At 47.1% G+C, this 22,267-nt stretch carries 14 protein-coding genes; 9 read left to right on the forward strand and 5 right to left on the reverse strand.

Annotation, left to right across the window (positions count from 1 at the left end; genetic code table 11):
- The first annotated feature begins 59 nt into the window (after positions 1 to 59).
- Positions 60 to 2,120 carry a TonB-dependent receptor gene (locus BMW79_RS16120; RefSeq protein ID WP_089896456.1) on the forward strand — a complete coding sequence of 687 codons (2,061 nt, stop codon included), beginning with the start codon at positions 60 to 62 and terminating at the stop codon, positions 2,118 to 2,120.
- Between the two features lie 60 nt (positions 2,121 to 2,180).
- Here the strand turns inward: BMW79_RS16120 and BMW79_RS16125 are convergent, their stop codons facing one another.
- Genes BMW79_RS16125 through BMW79_RS16135 form a run of 3 tightly spaced genes read right to left on the reverse strand, consistent with a single transcriptional unit; the run spans position 2,181 to position 6,598 of the window.
- Positions 2,181 to 4,583, reverse strand: coding sequence for a TonB-dependent receptor domain-containing protein (locus BMW79_RS16125; RefSeq protein ID WP_089896457.1), 2,403 nt, complete (start codon positions 4,581 to 4,583; stop codon positions 2,181 to 2,183).
- Positions 4,584 to 4,643: 60 nt separating this feature from the next.
- Complete coding sequence (locus BMW79_RS16130) at positions 4,644 to 5,927, reverse strand: sensor histidine kinase (protein WP_177192198.1); 1,284 nt, start codon at positions 5,925 to 5,927, stop codon at positions 4,644 to 4,646.
- Complete coding sequence (locus BMW79_RS16135) at positions 5,924 to 6,598, reverse strand: response regulator transcription factor (RefSeq protein WP_089896459.1); 675 nt, start codon at positions 6,596 to 6,598, stop codon at positions 5,924 to 5,926. Before BMW79_RS16135 ends, BMW79_RS16130 begins: the two co-directional genes overlap by 4 nt.
- A 104-nt stretch (positions 6,599 to 6,702) precedes the next feature.
- On the opposite strand from BMW79_RS16135, the gene BMW79_RS16140 reads away from it, so the two are divergent.
- A complete protein-coding gene (locus BMW79_RS16140; protein WP_089896460.1) occupies positions 6,703 to 7,698 on the forward strand; it encodes a YncE family protein in 996 nt (331 codons plus the stop codon).
- Between the two features lies 1 nt (position 7,699).
- Here BMW79_RS16140 and BMW79_RS16145 read toward each other — a convergent pair whose 3' ends face one another.
- The gene (locus BMW79_RS16145) at positions 7,700 to 8,374 is read right to left on the reverse strand and encodes a response regulator transcription factor (protein ID WP_089896461.1); all 675 of its coding nucleotides are present in this window, start codon (positions 8,372 to 8,374) and stop codon (positions 7,700 to 7,702) included.
- Positions 8,375 to 8,678: 304 nt separating this feature from the next.
- On the opposite strand from BMW79_RS16145, the gene BMW79_RS16150 reads away from it, so the two are divergent.
- Both BMW79_RS16150 and BMW79_RS16155 read left to right on the forward strand, forming a co-directional pair.
- On the forward strand, positions 8,679 to 11,069 hold the full coding sequence (locus BMW79_RS16150) for a TonB-dependent receptor (protein WP_089896462.1): 2,391 nt from the start codon (positions 8,679 to 8,681) through the stop codon (positions 11,067 to 11,069).
- Positions 11,070 to 11,181: 112 nt separating this feature from the next.
- Positions 11,182 to 11,901, forward strand: a complete 720-nt coding sequence (locus tag BMW79_RS16155) for a hypothetical protein (RefSeq protein WP_089896463.1) — start codon at positions 11,182 to 11,184, stop codon at positions 11,899 to 11,901.
- A gap of 1 nt (position 11,902) precedes the next feature.
- Here BMW79_RS16155 and BMW79_RS16160 read toward each other — a convergent pair whose 3' ends face one another.
- Entirely contained in the window at positions 11,903 to 12,610 is a 708-nt protein-coding gene (locus BMW79_RS16160) for a hypothetical protein (RefSeq protein WP_143059178.1), read from the reverse strand.
- A 326-nt stretch (positions 12,611 to 12,936) separates the two neighbouring features.
- On the opposite strand from BMW79_RS16160, the gene BMW79_RS16165 reads away from it, so the two are divergent.
- The 5 genes from BMW79_RS16165 (at position 12,937) to BMW79_RS16185 (ending at position 22,259) form a co-directional block, all read left to right on the forward strand.
- Positions 12,937 to 16,026 (forward strand): SusC/RagA family TonB-linked outer membrane protein, encoded by a 3,090-nt coding sequence (locus BMW79_RS16165; RefSeq protein WP_089896465.1) that lies wholly within the window; start codon positions 12,937 to 12,939, stop codon positions 16,024 to 16,026.
- Between the two features lie 39 nt (positions 16,027 to 16,065).
- Positions 16,066 to 17,724 carry a RagB/SusD family nutrient uptake outer membrane protein gene (locus BMW79_RS16170; RefSeq protein WP_089896466.1) on the forward strand — a complete coding sequence of 553 codons (1,659 nt, stop codon included), beginning with the start codon at positions 16,066 to 16,068 and terminating at the stop codon, positions 17,722 to 17,724.
- A 101-nt stretch (positions 17,725 to 17,825) separates the two neighbouring features.
- A complete protein-coding gene (locus BMW79_RS16175) occupies positions 17,826 to 20,030 on the forward strand; it encodes an alpha-galactosidase (protein ID WP_218150321.1) in 2,205 nt (734 codons plus the stop codon).
- Between the two features lie 9 nt (positions 20,031 to 20,039).
- Positions 20,040 to 21,116 (forward strand): UDP-glucose--hexose-1-phosphate uridylyltransferase, encoded by a 1,077-nt coding sequence (locus BMW79_RS16180; protein WP_089896470.1) that lies wholly within the window; start codon positions 20,040 to 20,042, stop codon positions 21,114 to 21,116.
- A 126-nt stretch (positions 21,117 to 21,242) separates the two neighbouring features.
- Entirely contained in the window at positions 21,243 to 22,259 is a 1,017-nt protein-coding gene (locus BMW79_RS16185; RefSeq protein WP_089896472.1) for a GntR family transcriptional regulator, read from the forward strand.
- The last annotated feature ends 8 nt before the right edge of the window (positions 22,260 to 22,267 follow it).

Raw genomic sequence — 22,267 nt, forward strand, 5'->3', positions numbered from 1 at the left:
GTAGCTGTCATGTATGTTCGCTTTATGCGTTCCCTCACGCTGATTTAAATATTGCCACTTTGAAGAAGATATCCACTTTTGTATTGTCCGTTGCTATGGGCGGCGTTGTATGCGCACAGGCGCCTGTAAAAAAAGAACGTAAGAGTATTACCGATACCACCGGTCAGCTAAGCGAAATTATTGTGACCGCCAGCCGTGTGGCGGAAAGTATCAACGACGTACCGTCTTCTGTAACACTTATTTCCAGGGCGGAAGTAGAAAAACAGGCGCAGATAAATAACAACCTGCCCTACATCCTGATGCAGAAAGTGCCGGGTATTTCACCAAGTGAAGAAAGTCAGAATAACTTTATCGGCAAGCTCCGGGGAAGAAATTTCCTGGTATTGATAGATGGGGTGCCGCAATCCACACCTTTAAGGAACGGTGGCCGCGACCTCAAAACCATCGACGTGAGCGCCATTGACCACATTGAAGTGATCAACGGCGCTTCGTCTATGTATGGAAATGGTGCTGCCGGCGGTATTATTAACTATATCACCAAAAAAGCGGTGAGAAATAAACCGTTCAGTTCTACCACTTACCTGAACAATAGCCTTAACCTGGCGAAAACCGATGGCACCTGGGGATACAATGTCTCCCAGGTATTTTCCGGAAAGGTCAATAAGTTCGATTACCTGGTACAAGGCAAAGTGGCCCGCAGCGGTGTTTCCCGCTCATCCGACGGAGAAGTGATCAGCCCATTTTATGGCCTCGGGGAAACAGATACCTATAACGCCCTGATCAAACTGGGCTACGATATTTCCGATAAGCACCGCGTAGAAGTAATGGGTAACTATTACAACAGCATCCAGGACAGCCGCTACATCGGCACTATCGGTAAGTTTGGTATATCGCCCGCTATCGGCGTACGTGGCGATACGAATATTCTCGGCGGTACCCCGTACAACAAAACCCTGAACGCGAAATATACCGGTACCTATGGCCGCACAGAAGCCAGCCTGGTAGCTTATTACGATGATATCAATTCTGTATTTGAAGCCTACAACCAGGTATACTCCGACCATTGGGGCGCCCGGCTCAACTTCAATACACCGTTCGAACTGTCTGCCAATGCACGGATGCAGCTGATCTACGGGATCGACTTCCTGAAAGACCACACCGTTCAAAAAGATATGAAAGAGCAGTTTGTGACACCGGATATGAACATGAACAGCATTGCACCTTACGTACAATCCAAGTTTGTACTGGCGCAGGACTGGATCCTGAAGGCCGGTGTACGTTACGAAAACCTCGGTTTTAAAGTAGGCGACCTCACGAAAGGCAACAAATTCACCAAAGGAGAATCCAATACTTACAACGCCCTGGTATTCAATGCCGGCGCAAGATTCAATAAGCTGAGTTACCTGCAGCCGTTTGCCAGTTTCTCACAGGGCTTTTCCATTGGCGACGTAGGACTGGTACTGCGTAATAACGTACCGTTGAATGCGATCAATGCCTCACCGGTAAAGGTAAACAACGTAGAAGTGGGTGTGAGCGGTGCGCTGGACCGGTTTAGCTATGAACTCACCGGTTACTACAGCACCACGAAAAAAGGTACTACCTATGCGGAAACAAGTACTCCCGGTAATTATGAACTGAGCCAGGTGCCGCAACGCATCTATGGCGTAGAAGTAGTGATGAACGTAAAGGCCACCGACTGGCTGAATCTCGGTACCACCGTAGGTTATATGGATGGCCGGCAGGATACGAAAAACGACGGCAACTACAACACCAAACTGGACAACTCCATCATTTCCCCGGTGAAAGTAACCGGTAATGCAGGTTTCAAAATTACCCGTCACTGGGACCTGACCCTGCAGATGGCGAACGTGGGCTCCCGGAACGTGTTTCCCGTGGCGGAATACAACTATGGTAAATATCCCATTTCCGGTTATACAATTTTTGATGCCTTTACCTCTTACCGCCTGAAAAACGTGACCCTGAACTTCTCCGTGAATAACCTGTTCAACGCAGATTATTACCCGGTTCATTCTGAAGTAAGAGGAGCCACCAGTGAGGGAAGATACTATGTGAAAGGGACCGGGGCAGTGGCTAACCTGGGCGTAGTCATCTCCCTGTAAGGGATTTAAAAAAAATTGAAAGCGGTATCCTTTGCTGATAAAGGACACCGCTTTTTTTTATCAGAATTTATAACCATATCCCAGCCGGATCACCTGTGTTTCCAGGTAATCGGTGCTGGTATAGCTGAATCCATTTCCTTTTACGTCTCTGCGGATCCGTAAAGTATTGGCGATATCTGTAAAATTCAAAAAGAATTCATTTTTGCCCACGTTCTTTTTTACCCCCAGGTCGATCGAAAAGCGGGAATATATTTTACCCTGCGGAATAATATCCGGGGCCAGGTAAATGGCCGTAAGCTGTATATCTGCCAGTTTGGGGACCTGGAAAAAGGCATTGAACTTCACATTGCCGGAAAACATTTCCTCCCGTGGGGCGGAATAGGTGTTTTCAGCGGGGTATTTATTCACAACGGTAAATGCGTCGATGATATTCTGGTAGCCGTTGAGCAGCAGGTTCATGTTCAACCATTTGTTGATCCGTTGTGAGAGATTGATCTCTATCCCTGTATTATAGCTTTTCCCCGCATTCTGGAAGATGTTATAGATCAGCGGACTGTTTCCTACCGTGCTGCCTATACGTGTAATCGTAGCGTCCATTCTTTTGTGGTATATGGCCGGATACAGGAAGCCGTTGTGCCAGTTGGTTTTGTAGCCCAGTTCAAAGGTATTGGTGAACTGTGGCCGCAGTTCCGGGTTACCGACTTTAATAATCTCCGCATCATCGTATTTCGGGAAGATACGGATATCTACTTCGTTGGGGCGGTCTACTCTTCTGTTATAGAACAGCGATAACCTGTGCCGGTCGTTGATGAGATAGGAGAACCGCACATTCGGGAACGGCTGTACGTAGTGGTATCCATCGCTTTTATAGGTGCTGTGCTGCGGGTTTACATCATATTGCAGGTCTACGTATTCCACGCGCACACCGGCCTCTACTTCGAAGTACTGGTTCTCAAATACAAACATACCGTAGGCGGCAGGAATAATTTCCCCATAGTTGGCCCAGCCGCCGGCGGTGGTATCCAGCGGGGAGTTCAGCCCGGGTTTGAACTGCATATTGGTGGGGATGTACCGGCGGCGGAATTTTAATCCCCCTTCAAACCGCCCATACCTCAACGGCTGTACGTAATCTACATTCAGGTCGGCCACATGTTCATCGGAGAGGAGTTTAAACGAATCAAGCCCGGTGTAGGTAGGCAGGATGTTCGTGAAGAAATACTTTTCATCTTCCCGGTGGAAGGTGTAATTCAGTTGCACGTTAAGCGTGCGCCCGGGCTGACTGAAAGCATGTTGCCAGCCGGCGGAGAAGGTGGCGGTGGTTTTCAGCTCATCTTCCAGGAACTGCCAGAGTCTTTTCCTGTCTTTCAGGTCAGTGGAGAAAAAAGGTTCGTCACCTCTGTCGAGGATCTTTTCACTGCTGAACAGGCCGGATATGCTGATGGTGTTGCTGGCATCGGGTTGCCAGTCGAGCCCCGTTTTACCGGTAATGATATTGGTGGTACGGTTTCTTTTTACCTGTTGCAGCGTATTATCGCCATGGTCGTAAATCCGTTCGGTGAATTCGTTTTTGTTGAGGGTTTTGGTGTAAAGATTATCTCCCTGGAGGTAGAGGTTTACTTTATTCCTGCGATAGTTGAGCGATACCGATGGATTGATCTTCGGCGTAGCGGTGTATTGGGGTCTTATATCGGGCAGGTTGCTTTTTTTCTCCCAGAGGGCGCCCAGTCCTGTTGTGAGCCCGATTTTGCCGTTAAAGCCTTCTTTCTTTTCTTTTTTGTAGATGATGTTGATGATACCGGCATTTCCGTTGGCGTCAAATTTAGCCGAAGGATTGTTGATGATCTCGATCTTCTCGATGGCGGAAGCGGGAATGTTATCCAGGCCGGATTGGCCGCCTATACCGGTGAGGGCGGTTTGTTTGCCATCGATAAGGATCATCACCTTATCGCTGCCACGCAGCTGTACTTTACCATCCTGGCCGGCGGTGATGCCGGGAAGATTTTTCATGGCTTCCAGTGCAGAGCCGCCTGCCTGGCTGATATTGGAGGAGAGGGTGAATGTTTTCTTATCCATTTTGTCGGTAACCGCATCCGTTTTTCCGGTAACGGTCACTTCATTGATATGGACTACATTGGCGGTGAGTGCAATATTACCTGCATCAAGAAATTTGCTCAGTTGGCCTACGGATAAAGGCTGCCATTGCGTGTTATATCCTATATAGGATACTTTCATCAGGTAGTGGCCTGTTGCGAGCGACGGGATGCTGAAAGTACCCGTTTCACCGCTGATGGTACCGGTTATAAAGGTGCTGTCTGCCGGTTTGTGTATCGTTACATTTACAAAAGGGAGTGCGGCTTTGCTTTGGGCATCTTTTATCGTTCCGGAAACGGTGGCCCCTTGCTGCTGTGCGGATGCGGGCAGCAAGGGAAGTATCAATAGTAAACAATAAATCAGTGGTTTCATCTGGTTCCTGCTTTAATATATACCAGCAAAGATGAAATACGATTTAGCAGGAATTTGGAATCAGGCCCAGGTCACGGTAAAAATGTGCAGATTATTTTTAAAAAGGTACTGCTCTTTCCAGCCGTGCAACTGGCAGATCTGCCGTACAATGGCGAGTCCCAGACCGGTACCGGTGGTATTGGGAGAGGAGGAGCCAAAGCGTCTGAACAATAATTTTTCATCCAGTGTGGCAGCGCCCGTATTGGAAATTTCCAATCGTGCAGGCGTGAGCGTTATACGGATGGTATCTTCGGGAATGCTGTGGCGCACGGCATTCATGATCAGATTGGTCAGCAGGATTTCTACCAGTACTTTATTGCCGGAGAGCGAAACGTCGGGTGCCAGCTGCAGTTGCACGGTGAGTTGTTTGTCTTCCAGGAAATCCTCGAGCAGTACAACATGACTGGCCACCAGGGCAGAGAGGTCGATCACTTCTTTTCCGTTGAACTGGCTGTTTTCCATTTTGGCCAGCAGTAGCAGGTTTTTATTGATACGCGTTACTTTGGAAAGTGACCGGTGTGCGTCGTTGATAATGCCGGATTGTTCTTCGCTGAGGGGCTTGCTCTGGTAAAGCAGGTCCAGCTTGAATTTTACGATAGACAACGGCGTTTGCAGTTCGTGGGAGGCGTTCTGCGTAAATTCTTTTTGTTGTTTATATACCGCAATATTGCCGTCAATCAGTTTTTCCAGGTGATGGTTAAGTGCTTCGAACTCTTCTGTGGTGGTGGGTTCAAAGCGGATCTGTTCGGGCCGGTGCAGGTCAAATGTTTTGATCTTTTGCAGACTGCTGTAGAATGGCAGCCAGAGCTTTTCGGATATTTTCCGGTTGATGAAGATGAGGCCGCCGAGCAGGATCATAAAAAACACAAAGGCTACGGCAGCAATAGCAATAATGGTTTCGTGCGATTCTTCCATGTTGGCTTCCTGTGTAAGCCGGAACGTTTTGCCGTTGATCGGGAAGTAGGTAACCAATCCCTGGAATCTGTCCCAGCCTTTGGAGGGGATGTATTTATTTTTCCGGTAGATATTATAGGTCGAATCCGGCCTGGCTGTTTCGACTTGCTGCAGCTGTGTTTCCGGGCGCAGTTTATTCCAGAGCAGCACGGCTTCGTTCAGTTCTGTATCGGAAAGCGACATGGCCTGCAGATTCTGGCGGGTGGCCTCGCTCATGATGCGGTTGTGTTCTTTCAGTTCATGCTCCCAGATAAAGTCTACGATCGCATAATAGGCAGGAATGCTGCAAGCCAGTACGATACCGGCATACAACACAAAAGCCTTCATTGATTTATTCAGCAGTTTCTTCATATTTCCCATTTATAACCGGTGCCGTAGATGGTTTTCAGGTAGTTGTCGCAGCCCGCTTCGCCGAGTTTTCTTTTTAGGTTTTTGATGTGTGCATACACGAAGTTATGGTTGTCGAGCATGTCGGCTACGTCGCCGGAGAGATGTTCTGCCAGTGCATTTTTTGAAATAACCCGGTTCTGGTTGCCCAGGAAATACATGAGCAGGTCAAATTCTTTCCGGGTGAGGATGACTTCCTGTTGATGTACATGTACGGTTTTGGCCAGCAGGTCCAGTTTCAGTTCATTTAATTCCAGGATATTGCTGTTCTGGAATTTTCTTCTCCTGATCACCGAGTAGATGCGCGCTGACAGTTCCGACAGGTGGAATGGTTTGGCGAGATAGTCGTCTGCCCCGGTTTGCAGGCCTTTTATTTTATCGTCGATCGCGTCTCTGGCGGAGATGATGATGATGCCGGTATCGGTATGCTGTTTTTTTATTTCATCGAGTAATTGCAGGCCATCGCCTCCGGGCAGCATGAGGTCGAGCAGGATGCATTCGTACTCATACAGCTCAATTTTTTCGGATGCCTGCTGGTAGCTGGCGGCGTGCTCACAGACGTAGTTTTCGCCAGACAGGTAGCGGATAATGCTATCGGCCAGTTGTCGTTCGTCTTCAATCAGGAGTACTTTCATGCGTCAAAAATAGGGGCGAAATCTGAATAAATTTGAAATTTAACGCGACTTTAGAATTACGACAGAATCGGGCAATAGCTTTGAACCAACTTAACAAGAAACCAATGAAACCTTCCGGATTATTTCTGGTAGCACTGTTGCTGCCAGCCTTTTTGCAGGCCCAGACCGGCGCGAAAGTGGTGAATACCTTTTCTGTGCCTGGTGATGGCCGTTGGGACTATCTCACTTCCGGTCCCGATAATAAGTTATATGTATCTCATGGCAACCAGGTGAATGTGGTCGATAAAAAGACCGGCCAATCGTTGTCTGTATTCAATGATCTGTCCGGAGTGCATGGTATTGCGCTGGACGTAGCCAATGGGAAAGGCTTTATCAGCAATGGGAAAGAGAATAATGTGGTGGTGTTTGACCTGAAAACGGAGGGAGTGGTAACTAAAATAGCCACAGGCAATAATCCCGATGCCATTATGTACGAGCCGGTGAGCAAAACCATTGTTACCGGGAATGGAAAGAGCAACAGTTTGTCCGTAATTGATCCGGTTACACTTAAAGTAAAGGCCACTGTGAATATTGGCGGCAAACCCGAAGCCATTGTGTCAGACCTGGAAGGAAAGCTATATGTAAACCTGGAAGACAAGGCCGCCATCGCAGTAGTGGATGTGCATACTTTCCAGGTAGTACGAACCATTAAACTGACGCCGCAGGGAGAAGATCCTGCTGGTCTGGCAATTGATGTAAAGAACAAATTATTATTTGTGGGTTGTGGCAATGAGAAACTGCTGGTAGTACAATTAAGCAATGATGCCATCATTGCGGCGCTTCCGATCGGGGAAGATTGCGACGGGGTAGCCTATAACGCGCATACACAAACGATTTATGCATCCAATGCAGATGGTACCCTGAATATCATTCATCAAACCGGTGCTAAACAGTTCAAGGCAGAGAAAGCGCTGATCACGCAAAAGGGAGCGAAAACACTGGCCCTGGATGAAAGTACCAACAGTGTGTATTTATCTGTGGCCGGATTTACCAAAGAAAAAGATGCTGCCGGCAGGGCAGGGGTGGTGCCCGGAACGTTTAAAGTACTGGTAGTCCGTTAAATTACATCTCCCATTTATAGCCGGTGGCATAGATGGTTTTGAGATAATTGCCGCATCCTGCTTCGTGGAGTTTCTTTTTCAGATTTTTGATGTGCGCATAAATAAAGTTGTGATCATCCAGCATACCGGCGATGTCTCCGGAAAGGTGTTCTGCCAGCGCATTTTTAGAGACTACTTTGTTCCTGTTGCCGATAAAGTAGAGTAACAGGTCAAATTCCTTTTTAGTGAGGATCACCGGTTGCTGGTGTACCAGCACTGTTTTAGCCAGCAGGTTGATGGTCAGCTCATTTTGCCGGATAATATTGGAGTTGTTGAATTTTCTTCTCCTGATGATAGAAAATATCCTGGCTGCCAGTTCTGGCAGATGGAATGGTTTGGACAGGTAATCATCTGCCCCGAGTTGTAAGCCCTGTATTTTATCGTCAAAGGAATCTTTCGCTGAAATAATAATCACCCCTTCTTCTTTTTGCCGCTTCTTTATTTCTTCCAGGAGCTGCATGCCATCGCCGCCCGGCAACATGATATCGAGAAGGATACATTCATATTCGTACATATCGATTTTAGTCAACGCCTGCTGGTAAGTACCTGCATATTCACACACGTAATTTTCACCTGATAAATAAGAGATCATGCTCTGCGCCAGTTGGATCTCGTCTTCTATGATCAGTAATTTCATGCGGCAAAACTATAAGTGAATTCTGAATTAATTCTGAACTTAAGGGGCTGAAATCTGCGGTGGTGTGGGAAACAGGTGGTGTTTTAGTTACCCTTAATCCTATTGTTGACTTAATTATGTGTCTGTATTACAATTGTTTATGTTGTTATATTTATCTAAATATAAATAAAAACAGATGTGGGTAATCCTGCTGGAAATGTTGTCAGAAAGTGTTGATTTCAGATGCGGAAGAGCGGTTTAACTTTTCCCGATCCGTCTGTACTAATCAGGCAGATTGCTCTTCCTTTGCATAAAATTAACATAGTTGAAAAATTTATACCTAATTCTCAGCCTCATTTTAATCAATCTGGCAGTACTGGCGCAGAGTGGAACCATTAAGGGAAAAGTAAGCTCGGCAGATGGCCAGCCGGCATCATTTGTGACCATTGGTTTAAAGGATACCAAGAAAGGTACTTTAACTGATGAAGAAGGACAGTTTGTATTAAAGAATGTAAAGCCGGGTAATTACACCCTGGTGATTTCCTACACCGGTACTAAAACCCTGCATCACGCCGTAACAGTAAGTGCAGAAGAAGTAACCGCTATCAACCTGGCCCTGGAAGCTACTTCCAGCCAGCTGAATGAAGTGGTGGTAGACGGTACCAAAACAAGAACCATCAACAAAAGACCCGTAAGCATCGGCAAGTTACCGGTACCGGTAATGGACTTACCACAGAGCGTGGCCATCATTGGTCATGAAGTACTGGAAGACCAGCAGGCGCAGCGTTTGAGCGATGTAGTGAAAAATGTGAACGGTATCTATATGGCCTCTATGAGAGCCGGTACCCAGGAAACATTCAACGCTCGCGGTTACGGATTTTCCAGCACCAATATGTTTAAAAATGGTGCCCGTGTGAACTCCGGCGCTATGCCGGAAATGAGTTCTCTCGAAAGGGTAGAAGTACTGAAAGGCAGCGCGGCCATCCTGTATGGCAACGTTTCTCCCGGTGCAGTCATGAATATGGTAACCAAACAACCTAAGTTTAATTTTGGTGGTGAAGTAAATCTCCGTGCAGGTAGCTACGGATTACTGAAACCAGCATTCGATGTATACGGCCCGCTGTCTTCCAAAATAGCTTACCGCGTAAACGGTACCTTTGAAACGGCCGACAGCTACCGCGACCAGGTACACTCCAAACGTTATTATGTAAACCCATCCCTGCTGTTCAAACTGAGCGAGCGCACTGAATTACTGGTACAGGCGGATTACCTGAAACATGATTTTACACCTGATTTTGGTATCGGTACCAACAATGATACGACCATTCTGAAAGTACCACGCAATACTTTCTATGGTGCTCCTTGGCAGTATGCACATACCCAGCAAACCACCACCTCCGCAAATATCAAGCATCAGCTGAGCAATAGCTGGACACTGAATGGGGTAGTATCTTATTCAAAATATCAACGCGATTACTATTCCCTCGAAAGAATACAGGCGAGAGCAGACACCCTGAACCGCGCCCTGGGCAGAAATGCTACCAACGAAGATTACTATTCCGCACAACTGGATCTGACAGGCAAGGTGAAAACCGGTATCCTGGAACATACGATCCTGGCGGGTGTAGATGGGGACCGTTACCTGACCGGTACTTATGCTTATGGCGTTCCGTCCATCAACAAAACAGCGGGTATCTATGACGTGATCAACGTATTCGACCCTACGAAATATACACGCCGTACAGATATCCCGGTAGATACCCTGAAAGGAATTACCAATGCACCGGTGAACAGGTTTGGTGCTTATGTACAGGATCTGATCAGCATCTCCGAAAAACTGAAAGTGCTGGCAGGCGTACGTTTCTCTTACCTGCAAACAGAAGGCCCTGCTACATACGACTTTAAAGGTGGTAAAAAAATTGGTGCTGCAAGATATGATCATGCGTTCTCACCCCGTTTTGGTCTCGTGTACAAACCAATTGCTACTACTGCGGTATTTGCCAGCTATTCTACTTCCTTTACGCCTAACAGCGGTACGGATATAGATACGGTAAACCTGCCACCGTCTATCATCGGACAGTACGAAGTAGGTGTGAAAAACGACTTCTTCAAAGGCCGTTTATCCGTAAACGTTACTGCTTACCGCATCCGCAATAACAACTACGCACAAACCGCTCCTTTCACAAAGGAGGGTGGTGTAAATACCAATACGGCGTTTAAAACACTGGTTGGTGAAACCCTGAGCCAGGGTGTGGAACTGGATATCGCCGGTCATCCGTTACCCGGACTGGATCTGATTGCCGGTTACAGCTACAACAGCATGACCGTCGAAAAAACAAGTGGTTTGACAGGTAGTTCTATAGAAGGAGAGCGCCTGGTAGGTAACCCGAATCATACCGCCAATGCCAGTGCCTTCTATACTTTACAGGAAACCAAACTGAAAGGTCTGAAAGTGGGTGTAGGTTATTATTACTTAGGTCAGCGCTTCGCCGGATGGAACAATACCGTAGGTCAGTCGCAAAAATATAACAGGCTCATTTCTGTGCCAGGTTTCTCTACTCTGGACCTGAGTGCCGGTTACAGTTTCCAGCGCTTTGCAGTAATGGCAAAAGTGTCTAACCTGACAAACACCTACAACTATTATATTCACGAGAATTACAGCATCAACCCGATACCTCCTACCCAGTTTACCGGTACGGTATCTTACAAGTTCTAAAAAAATTATCCTTACAACATGATCATGTCTCCTGGTTTGCAAAAGCCGGGAGACTTTTTTTATGCCATACGGAAATATATTATATTGTAATGGTATAAAAATCTGTACCAGGATGTTTAAAGTGCGCATCATTTTTTTAATGCTTCCCTTTCTGGCTGTATTGAGTTGTATCCGTTCATCTGAAAGGCGTGTAAAGCCGCTGGTGGATACCGTTAAGCGGCCGGCCGGGTTTTCTGATAAGGCAGTGCTGGAAAACTTTGGTGGAGGAGAATCTTATATTCCTGTCTGGATGGAGTATAGCGGTGCGCTAGAGAAAAACGGTATTACTTATCCTCATATCCGGGGCATTAAATTCTATTACCCGGAAATCGGGGTCTTTCGAACCTGTTATTACGAGAATAATGAATTGCGGCAAGGGCAAAGGAGTTTTAATTTCAATGGCTGCAGAGTGGCTCCCGGGGCATGGGACTCAAATATAACGTTGATCAATGGCCAGGACTGCATATCAATGTTTTATGTTATCGGAGATGATACATCTTCCAGGGAAAATAATGGCTTCGATTTTACCACGGTGCCTGCAGTAGCATTGTCCGGAAACGACTATTTATACAACGGAATGTTCGAATATCATCTCAGTAAAGAACAGGCGGATAACTATACGTTACGGCTATACGATGGAACAACCATTGCATATAAGATGTCGGCTTCCTGTAAAGCGGCCGCTGGTCCGGTCAGTTTTGTAAACAGGGAAAACGGAAATATCTGTTTTCTGGCGAAGGATTGTTACCTGACTCTGGTGCACCCGGAGGACAGGGAAAAGCTACAGGAATAACTCAGCGTAAGGACACTTTTAACGGCACCGCATAGTGGAGGTCCTGGTAATCAAAAAGCAACTGCCCCGTCAAAGTACCGGCTGCTTTTTTAATACGAAGACCTCTCACATTCACTTCTTCTTCATTGATATCTTTATATTGAATATCCGCGATCGGGCGTTTTTGCCTGCTCTCCGGGTTGAATTCCCGGATTTCATGATCGTTGATATAATACACCCTGTTATCTATGACTGGCGCGTTACTGCCGTTATTCAGGGTATCTGCCGCTATCCAGGTGGCATTGGGCAGATCGATTACATATAATATCCCCGTGGCGTTATTTTCTGCTATTTCGGTTTTCAGCTGTATGGTGTACCAGTGTTGCAGATCTGTTTCCGGCAGGCCTGCTGCGTAAAAAGCAGCTTTTGTAAATACCTGTTTATTGTTGTTATACAGGGAGAAGTGATAGGCATAAAAATCCCCCAGGTCGTCATTGACCAGGCCTGTGTTGGTAATAACACTGCGGATTCCTGCTGTTGTTGTTGCTTTGGTAGCGCCGGAATCATCCGGTAGCGCAAGATAGGGATCAGCGTTGATGGAAATGGGTTTCATCAGTGCCGGCGATACTATCACGCCGGAAAGGACGATCGTCTCTTTTTTGGCGGCCTGATGGCCCCGTGGTTGACAACCAGCTATTAAAAGGCTGCCGGCAAAAAGTAGATATTTCATAGATAACAGGTAAATGCGGCAGTGAATATATACCCCTTTTTTCGAATCCGATATTGTCTTTTTGTAACCTCCCTCCGGATCGGGAATCACCGGGTTCCTATGCCTGTTAAGCGTCTACATTATTATATGCCCACCTTTTTCAGGACCTAAATAATTATTTGGCGTTTTCATACCGGGAAATTATATTTGTAGAATAGTATAGTATAGAATAGGATAGTATAGTACAGGTCAACTAAAATTACACGTTATGCGCTGAGGTTCACTTGAAGTCCACACCTTCAAAACATTCCACATCCGTATTCCATTTACGTTTTAAATTCTACAAAATGATTTCCAAACATTTGGTGAAATGTGTAATGACATTTCTTTCCGCCTTTTGTCTGTGTTTAACGGGCTATGCACAACAAAAGCCCATTACTGGTACAGTATTAAATGCCAACGACCAATCACCGCTCCCTTTTATCTCTATTGTCATTAAAGGAACCACCTCCGGTGCAAAAACGGATGCTGCAGGAAAATTTTCACTGAACCTGCCCGCTGATAAAAACACGGTTGTTGTGAGCGGTATCGGCTTCCAGACACAGGAAGTGGTATTGAACACACCTACCATTACCATCTCGCTCGTACCGAACATAGAAAACCTGTCGGACGTAGTGGTGGTGGGATATGGCACTGCCAAAAAAGCTACTTTAACCGGTTCTGTTACCGCTGTTAAAAGCGCGGAACTGTTAAAGAGCCCGCAGCCAAACATCTCCAACTCCCTCGTAGGTCGTATGCCCGGTCTCATTGCACCCAACACCAGCGGTGAACCCGGTTATGATGATGCACGCCTCATGATCCGTGGTGTAGCCACTACGGGTAATGCTGCCCCACTCATTGTGGTAGACGGCGTACCCAATGCACTTGGCGGCTTTTCCCGTCTGAATCCCGGCGATATTGAAAGCATCACCATCCTGAAAGATGCCTCTGCAGCGATCTATGGTTCACAGGCGGCCAACGGCGTTATCCTCGTCACCACCAAAAAAGGAGAAGCCGGAAAAACAAATTTCAACTTCTCCCTGAACCAGGGTTTTATTAAGCCTACCCGCTTACCGCAGTTTGTGGACGCTGCTACCTACGCTACTATCGTCAACGAAATAGGTTATTATAACAATCCTTCCCAGGGTAAAAACCAACGTTACACCGACGCAGAAATAGAACTTTTCAGAAACGGTAAAGACCCTGTGTCTTATCCGAATACTGACTGGAACAAAGAAGTGATGAAGCCGATTGCACCGCAAACTACGGCCAATCTTTCCTTCTCCGGAGGTACCAATAAACTGAACTATTACATCTCCGGCGGTTACCTGAACCAGGAGGGATTATACCGTAATAGTCCGCTGAACTATAAACAATACAACGTAAGAGCTAACTTCGATATCAACTTCTCTACCCGGTTCAAAGCTACGGTACAGCTGTCCGGTCGCCAGGAAGAAAAGACAGCACTGGCAGGCTTCGGCGCCTCCAATGTATTTGAATTCCTCTACCGTACTTATCCTACTCTCCCTGCCTATTATCCGAACGGTATGATGGGCGCCGGTGTGGAAATGGGTAAAAATCCACTGGCCATGGCCCAGTTGTCCGGTGCAGATAAACGCCCGATTACTACCGGCAATATCGTGGGTAAAGCCAGCTACGACCTGTATAAAGGACTGGCCATAGATGGAATGGTATCGATCGACAAACGTTTTGAATTTGATAAACAACTGGCCCAAAACTGGATCGTTTATCAATATGATAAAAATGCCAAAACCTACAACCCGGTAAAAGGTGGACCAAACAATCCGTCCATGTCTGAAAGCCAGACCAACAACACCCTGCTGAACTCTTTCCTCCGTTTGAGCTACGACAGACATTTTGGTAAACACCAGGTGAGCGCTTTCGCGGCCATCCAGCAATCCAAAATTACCTACGAGAATTTTGGCGCCGGCCGTCAGAACTATATCACTACCCAGTTGCCTGAACTGAGCCAAGGTGGATCTTTACCAACAGATGCGAGCAACTACGGCAGCAGCTACATCATTACCCGCAGAAGCTACTTTGGTCGTATCAGCTACAACTATGCAGAGAAATACCTGGTGGATGTTCAGCTGCGCGAAGATGGATCTTCTATTTTCGCTCCCGGCCGTCAGTATGGTTTCTTCCCCAGCGTACTCGCTGCATGGCGCGTATCGGAAGAATCCTGGTTTAATAAAAATACCATCAACAGCTTAAAGCTCCGCGCTTCCTACGGCATGCTGGGTAATGAAAACATTGCACCTGACCAGGGCCCCGGTTATCAATACCTGCAGAACCTGAGCCTGCAAAACGGTATGCTCAGTACGCTGAACAATGCAGGTCAGACTTACGGCAGCAACATTCCTACTATCATGTACGCCAAGCTGGCCAATCCGAATATCACCTGGGAAACCGCGAAGAAAGCCAACATCGGTTTAGACGCCTCGCTGTTTAATCACTTCAACGTTACCCTGGATGTATTTACAGAAACCCGCAGCAATATCCTTGCGCCGAGAAACTTAAGTATCCCCGGTGTAAGTGGTATCAGCAGCAACCAGATCCCGGATGAAAACATCGGTAAGGTAACTAACAAAGGCGTGGAAGCTTCCGTGATGTATGAAACACATTTCAATGATGTGAAATTCAATATCGGTGGTAACTTCAGCTTCATCAAGAATAAGGTAATTTTCCTCGACGAAGCACCGGGCACCCTGCCATGGCAGAAAGTAGAAGGTCACCCGATCAACGCCGGTTTATACTACCGCGCTATCGGTATCTTCAAAGACCAGGCACAGATCGATGCTACACCACATGCACCCGGTACGCAGCCAGGTGACCTGATCCTGGAAGACTACGACGGCGACAAACAGATCACTGCCGCCGACCGCGTTAGAACAGACGTAAATAATATCCCGCAAATCGTATATGGTATCACGTTAGGTGCTTCCTGGAAAAACTTTGACCTGAGCGTATTGCTCCAGGGACAAGGCAATTCCGCACAATACCTGCTCTGGGAATCCGGTGAATTTGGTTCCTTCCTGAAACAGTGGGCCGATAACCGCTGGTCTCCTGAAAATACAAACGCCTCCTGGCCACGTCCCGTTTCCAGACCCAATTCCAGCAACCTGGGCGCTTACCCAAGTACTTTCTGGAACTGGAATACTTCTTTTATCCGTCTGAAAAACCTGGAACTCGGTTACAACCTGCCACAGTCCTTGTTGTCAAGAGCATCTATCAAGGCAGCCCGTTTCTATGTGAATGGTTTTAACCTGCTCACCTTTACCAGGCTGAAAGAAATTGATCCGGAAGGTACTGATCTCAGCGGCTATTTCTATCCGCAGCAGAAAGTGTTTAACGTAGGTGTGAATGTGAATTTTTAAGCCGGGAACCCAATCATTTACTATTTCAATTGCAAAGAAATGAAGACAAAAAATATATCACTGATCCTCGTTGCCGCTGGTTTTGCAGCACTGGGAGCATGTAAAAAAGATTTTCTTCAAACCACACCTACCAGCATCATCACCGATGCGGCAGTATGGGGCGATTCCTCACTGGCAGAAGCCTATGTAACCGGTCGTTATATCGGTGTAGGCGGCAACAACGACGGGGGAAAACCCGGCTTTGGCAGAGCCTTTGAAGATGCCTGGATGAGTTCTGTGACCGATGAATCCGTGGTAGTATGGGACAATAACACCTGGTTTGTACAACAAGGCGCTCTCACACCCGACAGAACCGGCTGGATGAGCGATACCTGGATAAGAAGCTACCGCAGTATCCGTGAAGTGAACTACGCTTTCCAGAACATCGATAAGGTGCCGATGAGCGCCTACGGGAAAGACCGCCTGAAGGGAGAGTTGCATTTTATCCGCGCTTACCGCTACTTCGACCTGATCCGCAATTTCGGAGATGTGCCACTCGTAGGCGATCGCGTATACAACCTGGAAGATACCAACTTCGATTCCCTCTTTGTTCGCAAGCCGGTACAGGAAGCTATTCAGTATGCCATCAGTGAACTGGATGCAGCAGCTCCGCTGATGCAGGATAAAAGCTATCCGATAGGCCGTGGCTCCTATGCTGCAGCTCTGGCCCTGAAAGCACGTTTGCTGCTGTATGCCGCCAGCCCGCTCTACACCAAAGGTGTAAACGATAAAGCCAAGTGGACTGCCGCCGCCAACGCTGCCAAAGCAGTAATGGACCTGCATAAATTCTCGCTGTACAACAATTATAAAACCCTGTTCACCATCAGCGGTACTACAGAAGATATTTTTGAACGCGTATATTCTCCTACCAACGAGCATACCAACCTGGAACTGGTAAATGGCCCGAATGGCTATGGCGGTTGGGGTGGCAACACACCCATGCAGAACCTGGTGGATGACTATGAAATGGCCGATGGTTCCCGTTTCGACTGGAACAATCCCGTACAGAAAGCCAATCCTTACCAGAACCGCGATCCGCGTTTCTATGCCAGCATCCTGTACAACGGCGCGCCTTACAGAACCCGCAACGTGGAAACTTTCCTCCCCGGCGGAAAAGACAGTAAAGATGGTAATGGTAACTGGAATACCAGTCCTACCGGTTATTACGTAAGAAAATACATCAACGAAAGTAACCCGGTAGAAAATCCTAACCAGACCGCTTACCAGCCCTGGAAGTATTTAAGATATGCAGAAGTACTGCTGAACTATGCCGAAGCACAGAACGAAGCAGCCGGACCGGATGGATCTGTATACGATGCCATCAATGCCATCCGCTTCAGGTCGAATATGCCCGAATTACCCAAAGGCCTTTCTGCCGATAGCATGCGTAGCCGCATCCGCAACGAACGCCGTATCGAAATGGCCTTTGAAGAACAACGCTACTTTGACGTACGCAGATGGAAGATTGCAGAAACGACGGAGAATATCCCGGCATATGGTATCTTACCTTCCAAACAGTCCGATGGATCTATCGTTTACACAAAAATCATTGCGCTCGCCAACCGCAAATTTGATAAGGCAAAGAATTACTGGGTGCCTATTCCGCAGTCAGAAATCAACTCTTCCGGTAAAAAACTCCGTCAGAATGATGGATATTAATATTTCTTAAAAAATAAGGATACGGATAGCGGTATTGACCGCTATCCGTATTTGTCATCTAACCTATAGCGTACTAATATTTTAACATGACTTTTTTTGCTATGAGATTCATCCATCTGAGACGAAGTGCCGTGTTGCTTTTTATGGGTCTTTGTACCCAGGCAGTAGCCCAGAATACCCGGCCGCTGATTATTCCCGTGGAATCGAAAAATAATGCGATGGTATTACAGGTGGATGAAAAAGGACAGTTGTCCACCATTTATTTCGGAAAGAAACTGACCCGCACCGCTGAATACCAGCTGGCGCCTGCCGCTTACAAACAAACGGAAGACTACTCCGGTATATCCAATGCGGCTTACACTGCTGCCGGTGGTAAAAACCTCTTCGAACCCGCTATTGCCGTTACACATACGGATGGCAACCAATCGCTGGACCTGCGCTATGTAAGTCATACCGTTACCCCGAAAGGCAACGATGTGAACGAGATCGCTATTTTGCTGAAAGATCCCGTATATGCGTTCGAGGTAACCCTGTATTATAAAGTATACCAGGCGATGGATGTAATTGAACAATGGTCAGTAATCCGCCACCAGGAAAAGGGTAATGTGACCTTACAGAAATTTGCTTCTGCCAATCTTTATCTCAAAGCGTCCCGTTACTGGCTGAAGCAGTATCATGGCGACTGGGCCAAAGAAATGCAGCCGGAAGAAGCCCCCCTCACACATGGTATTAAAACACTCGATACCAAGCTGGGCACCCGCGCCAATTTATTCCAGCCATCTGTATTCATGGTATCGCTCGATCAGAAGGCTACAGAAGATGAAGGCAGTGTATTATATGGCGCCATGGAATGGAGCGGTAATTTCAGGATCGACCTGGAGCTGGATAACCTGGATAACTTACGGATCATAGCGGGGATCAATAATTTTGCATCTCCCTATATCCTGAAATCCAATACAACGTTTGAAACACCGCCGTTCCTGTACACTTTTTCCACACAGGGAAAAGGAGATGCCAGCCGTAAGCTGCAAAGCTGGGCCCGCAACTACAAACTGCTGGATGGCAAAGGCGAACGCCTAACCCTGCTGAACAACTGGGAAGCCACTTATTTTGACTTCGACGAATCCAGGCTGAAAGGCTTATTAAAAGATACAAAAGACCTGGGGGTAGACCTGTTCCTGCTGGATGATGGCTGGTTTGGTAACAAATTTCCCCGCAACAGCGACAATGCCGCACTGGGCGACTGGCAGGAAAACCGTAAGAAACTGCCCAATGGTATCGCTGCACTGGACAGCGCCGCACAGGGTAACGGAGTGAAATTCGGTATCTGGGTAGAGCCGGAAATGGTAAGCCCGGCAAGTGAATTGTATAGCAAGCATCCGGATTGGGTAGTGAAACAACCGGCCCGCGAGGAACATTATTTCCGTCACCAGCTGGTGCTGGACCTGAGCAATCCACAGGTGCAGGACTTTGTTTTCAAGGTAATAGATTCCCTGTTTATCAAAGCGCCGAAACTGTCGTATATCAAATGGGACTGCAATGCCGTGATCTATAACGTGGGGTCTGCCTTCCAGAAACAGCAGCAGTCGCAGTTTTACGTGGAGTATGTACGGGGCTTGTACAAAGTGCTGGCAAGAATACGCGCCAAATACCCGGTAGTGCCCATGATGCTTTGCTCCGGTGGCGGTGGCCGTGTCGACTATGGCGCATTGCAGTATTTTACAGAATACTGGCCAAGTGATAACACCGATCCGATGGAACGAATCTTTATTCAATGGGAAAATTCCTATTTTTACCCGGCCATCGCCAGTGCGAATCATGTGACGGACTGGGGAAAGCAACCTATTAAGTTCAGGGTGGATGTAGCGATGATGGGCAAATTAGGCTTTGATATTGTGGTAAAAGACCTGAAAGACGCAGAACGTACCTTCTGTCAGGAGGCAATTCACAACTACACAGCTTTGAAAGATGTGATCTGGCATGGCGATCAATATCGCCTGGCAGACCCGCATGAGGGTAGCATGGCCGCCATTATGTATGTGGATGAAAAGAAGAGTAGTGGGGTGGTGTTTAATTATCTTGTGAACAACCGTTATGGAGCAGGCAGCGCATTCCCGGTTCGTTTAAAAGGACTGGATGCCGCGAAGCAATACCGCTTAAAGGAAATCAATCTTTATCCGGGAGAAAAATCGCCAGTGGCAGCGGAACAGGTGTATTCCGGCGAATTCCTGATGCAGGTAGGATTCAATCCACAGTTGAATACAACGCGTACCAGTGTGGTATTGCAGATCAACGAAGCTATTTAATACATATCAATGAATACATTCCAGTTAGCAGATCATCCACATCAACGCCTGAATATATTGACAGGGGAGTGGGTATTGGTATCGCCCCACCGTACAAAAAGACCGTGGCAGGGTAAAGTAGAGCAGGTAAACAACCAGTTGTTGCCGCATTATGATGCCAGTTGTTATTTATGCCCCGGTAACCCGCGTATGGGTGGTGATCTGAATCCCGATTACAAAGACCCCTTTGCATTTACCAATGATTTTGGTGCACTGATGGCCGATACGCCTGCAGGGCAGGATATTGAAGATGAACTGTTACATGCCCGCGCCGTAAAAGGTATTTGCCGGGTGATCTGTTTTTCTCCCCGTCATGATCTCACCCTGCCCTTGTTGCCACAGGAGGCTATCGGGAAAGTGATTGATCTCTGGCAGGAGGAATACCGCCGGATATCTGCCGATAGCAGCATTAAATATATCCAGATCTTCGAGAACAAAGGCGAGATCATGGGTTGCAGCAACCCGCATCCGCACTGCCAGATCTGGGCTGCCAGTGATGTGCCGGCGGAGCTGATCAAAGAAACCACCCGTCAGCAGGCGTATTATGCTGCCAACGGCAAAAGCCTGCTGCAAAGTTATATCGCCCTGGAACAGGAGCGGCAGGAACGCATTGTTTGTGAAAATGAACATTTCATTGCCGTTGTGCCTTATTGGGCTACCTGGCCGTTTGAAACAATGATCATTTCCAAACGGCATGTGACCAATATCCTGGCGTTTAATGAAGCAGAAAAGAATGCGCTGGCGGATATCTTAAAGCGACTCACCACGAAGTACGATAACCTGTTTGAAACTTCTTTCCCTTATTCTGCCGGTATGCATCAGGCGCCGGTGAATGATGGCGAACATCCCGAGTGGCATTGGCACATGCATTTCTATCCACCATTGCTGCGGTCTGCTTCCGTGAAAAAGTTTATGGTAGGGTATGAGTTGCTGGCTAGTCCGCAGCGGGACATTACGCCGGAGTGGGCTGCCGCAAAGCTGCAGTCGCTACCGGAAGTACACTATGCTGCCCACCTGGTGAATTCACCGGAAAAGTTGACAATATAGAAAAAAGGTAATAGCTTAGTAGGATAGTGTAGTACAGATAACCTCCGCGTTATGAATTTATACAGTGTGCAATCAATAACCAGAAACTAAAGAGACTGCCGGCAGTACTCTCATCAATATTCTTACATGCAGGACGTATACGAACAAATACATGAACTGGACGGTATTCCCGGTCTTTCAAAGCACGAGCAATTCGTTCAGGGTATTATCAACGCCATCAACTCCAAACTATTGACAAGGGGCGATTCACTGCCTTCTGTCAATAACCTGATCAATGAACTGGGCTTTGCCCGGGAAACCATTGCCAAGGGATATAAGGAGCTGGTAGAGCGGGGTATTGTGGCGTCCCGCAACCGGAAAGGTTTTTTTGTAAGCAGTGATGACACCGGCCGGCAGTTGAAAGTAGCTTTATTGTTATTTGCATTTGACACCTTCCAGGAAACTTTTTACAAAACCTTCCGCGCCAACCTGGGAGATAATATTCAGCTGGATGTATTCTTTCACCACAACAACATAGAAGTATTTGAAAGTATCATTGCTACGATCAAAGGCCGGTATGGTATGTATGTGGTGGCACCGATCCCGCATCCGAAAACCGGGGAAATCCTGAAAGGCCTTCCGATGGATAAGTTCCTGATGATTGACCGCTACGAACCGTTGCCCGGCGATTGTTCGTACATCGTGCAGGAATTCGGCGATTCCTCTTACCGTGCTTTCAGTGCACTGGCAGATACTATTCAGCATTTTGATGAGATGATTTTTTATTACCGGCCATCTACTGATACGCCGATTGAAATATTGAAAGCGTTCAAGCGTTTTATCAAGGATTATAAAATCAATGGCATCATCAAAACAGAATACCAGCCAGGCACCGTCACTAAAGGAAAAGTGTATTATACCATCAATAACACAGAGTTGTGGGCGATCCTGAAAGATTGCGTGGAAAAGAAACTGACGCTGGGGAAAGATGTCGGCATCCTGTCTCACAATGATGATGTGGTAAAAGAAATTATCTGCAACGGCATTACTACTTATTCAACAGACTTTAAACTGATGGCCGAGAAAGCAGCCGTCTTTGTATTAAACAGGGAGAAGATCCAGGAAGTACTACCTACAGTACTGATCAGGCGGAAATCATTGTAATTATCATT

Source organism: Chitinophaga arvensicola, from assembly GCF_900110835.1.
GTDB classification, from domain to species: domain Bacteria; phylum Bacteroidota; class Bacteroidia; order Chitinophagales; family Chitinophagaceae; genus Chitinophaga; species Chitinophaga arvensicola.

Bases quoted from the DNA above. Each gene is read 5' to 3' on its own strand.
- BMW79_RS16125 (WP_089896457.1), bottom strand. From the start codon at position 4,583: ATGAAACCACTGATTTATTGTTTACTATTGATACTTCCCTTGCTGCCC.
- BMW79_RS16130 (WP_177192198.1), bottom strand. From the start codon at position 5,927: ATGAAGAAACTGCTGAATAAATCAATGAAGGCTTTTGTGTTGTATGCC.
- BMW79_RS16135 (WP_089896459.1), bottom strand. From the start codon at position 6,598: ATGAAAGTACTCCTGATTGAAGACGAACGACAACTGGCCGATAGCATT.
- BMW79_RS16140 (WP_089896460.1), top strand. From the start codon at position 6,703: ATGAAACCTTCCGGATTATTTCTGGTAGCACTGTTGCTGCCAGCCTTT.
- BMW79_RS16145 (WP_089896461.1), bottom strand. From the start codon at position 8,374: ATGAAATTACTGATCATAGAAGACGAGATCCAACTGGCGCAGAGCATG.
- BMW79_RS16155 (WP_089896463.1), top strand. From the start codon at position 11,182: ATGTTTAAAGTGCGCATCATTTTTTTAATGCTTCCCTTTCTGGCTGTA.
- BMW79_RS16160 (WP_143059178.1), bottom strand. From the start codon at position 12,610: ATGAAATATCTACTTTTTGCCGGCAGCCTTTTAATAGCTGGTTGTCAA.
- BMW79_RS16165 (WP_089896465.1), top strand. From the start codon at position 12,937: ATGATTTCCAAACATTTGGTGAAATGTGTAATGACATTTCTTTCCGCC.
- BMW79_RS16170 (WP_089896466.1), top strand. From the start codon at position 16,066: ATGAAGACAAAAAATATATCACTGATCCTCGTTGCCGCTGGTTTTGCA.
- BMW79_RS16175 (WP_218150321.1), top strand. From the start codon at position 17,826: ATGAGATTCATCCATCTGAGACGAAGTGCCGTGTTGCTTTTTATGGGT.
- BMW79_RS16180 (WP_089896470.1), top strand. From the start codon at position 20,040: ATGAATACATTCCAGTTAGCAGATCATCCACATCAACGCCTGAATATA.
- BMW79_RS16185 (WP_089896472.1), top strand. From the start codon at position 21,243: ATGCAGGACGTATACGAACAAATACATGAACTGGACGGTATTCCCGGT.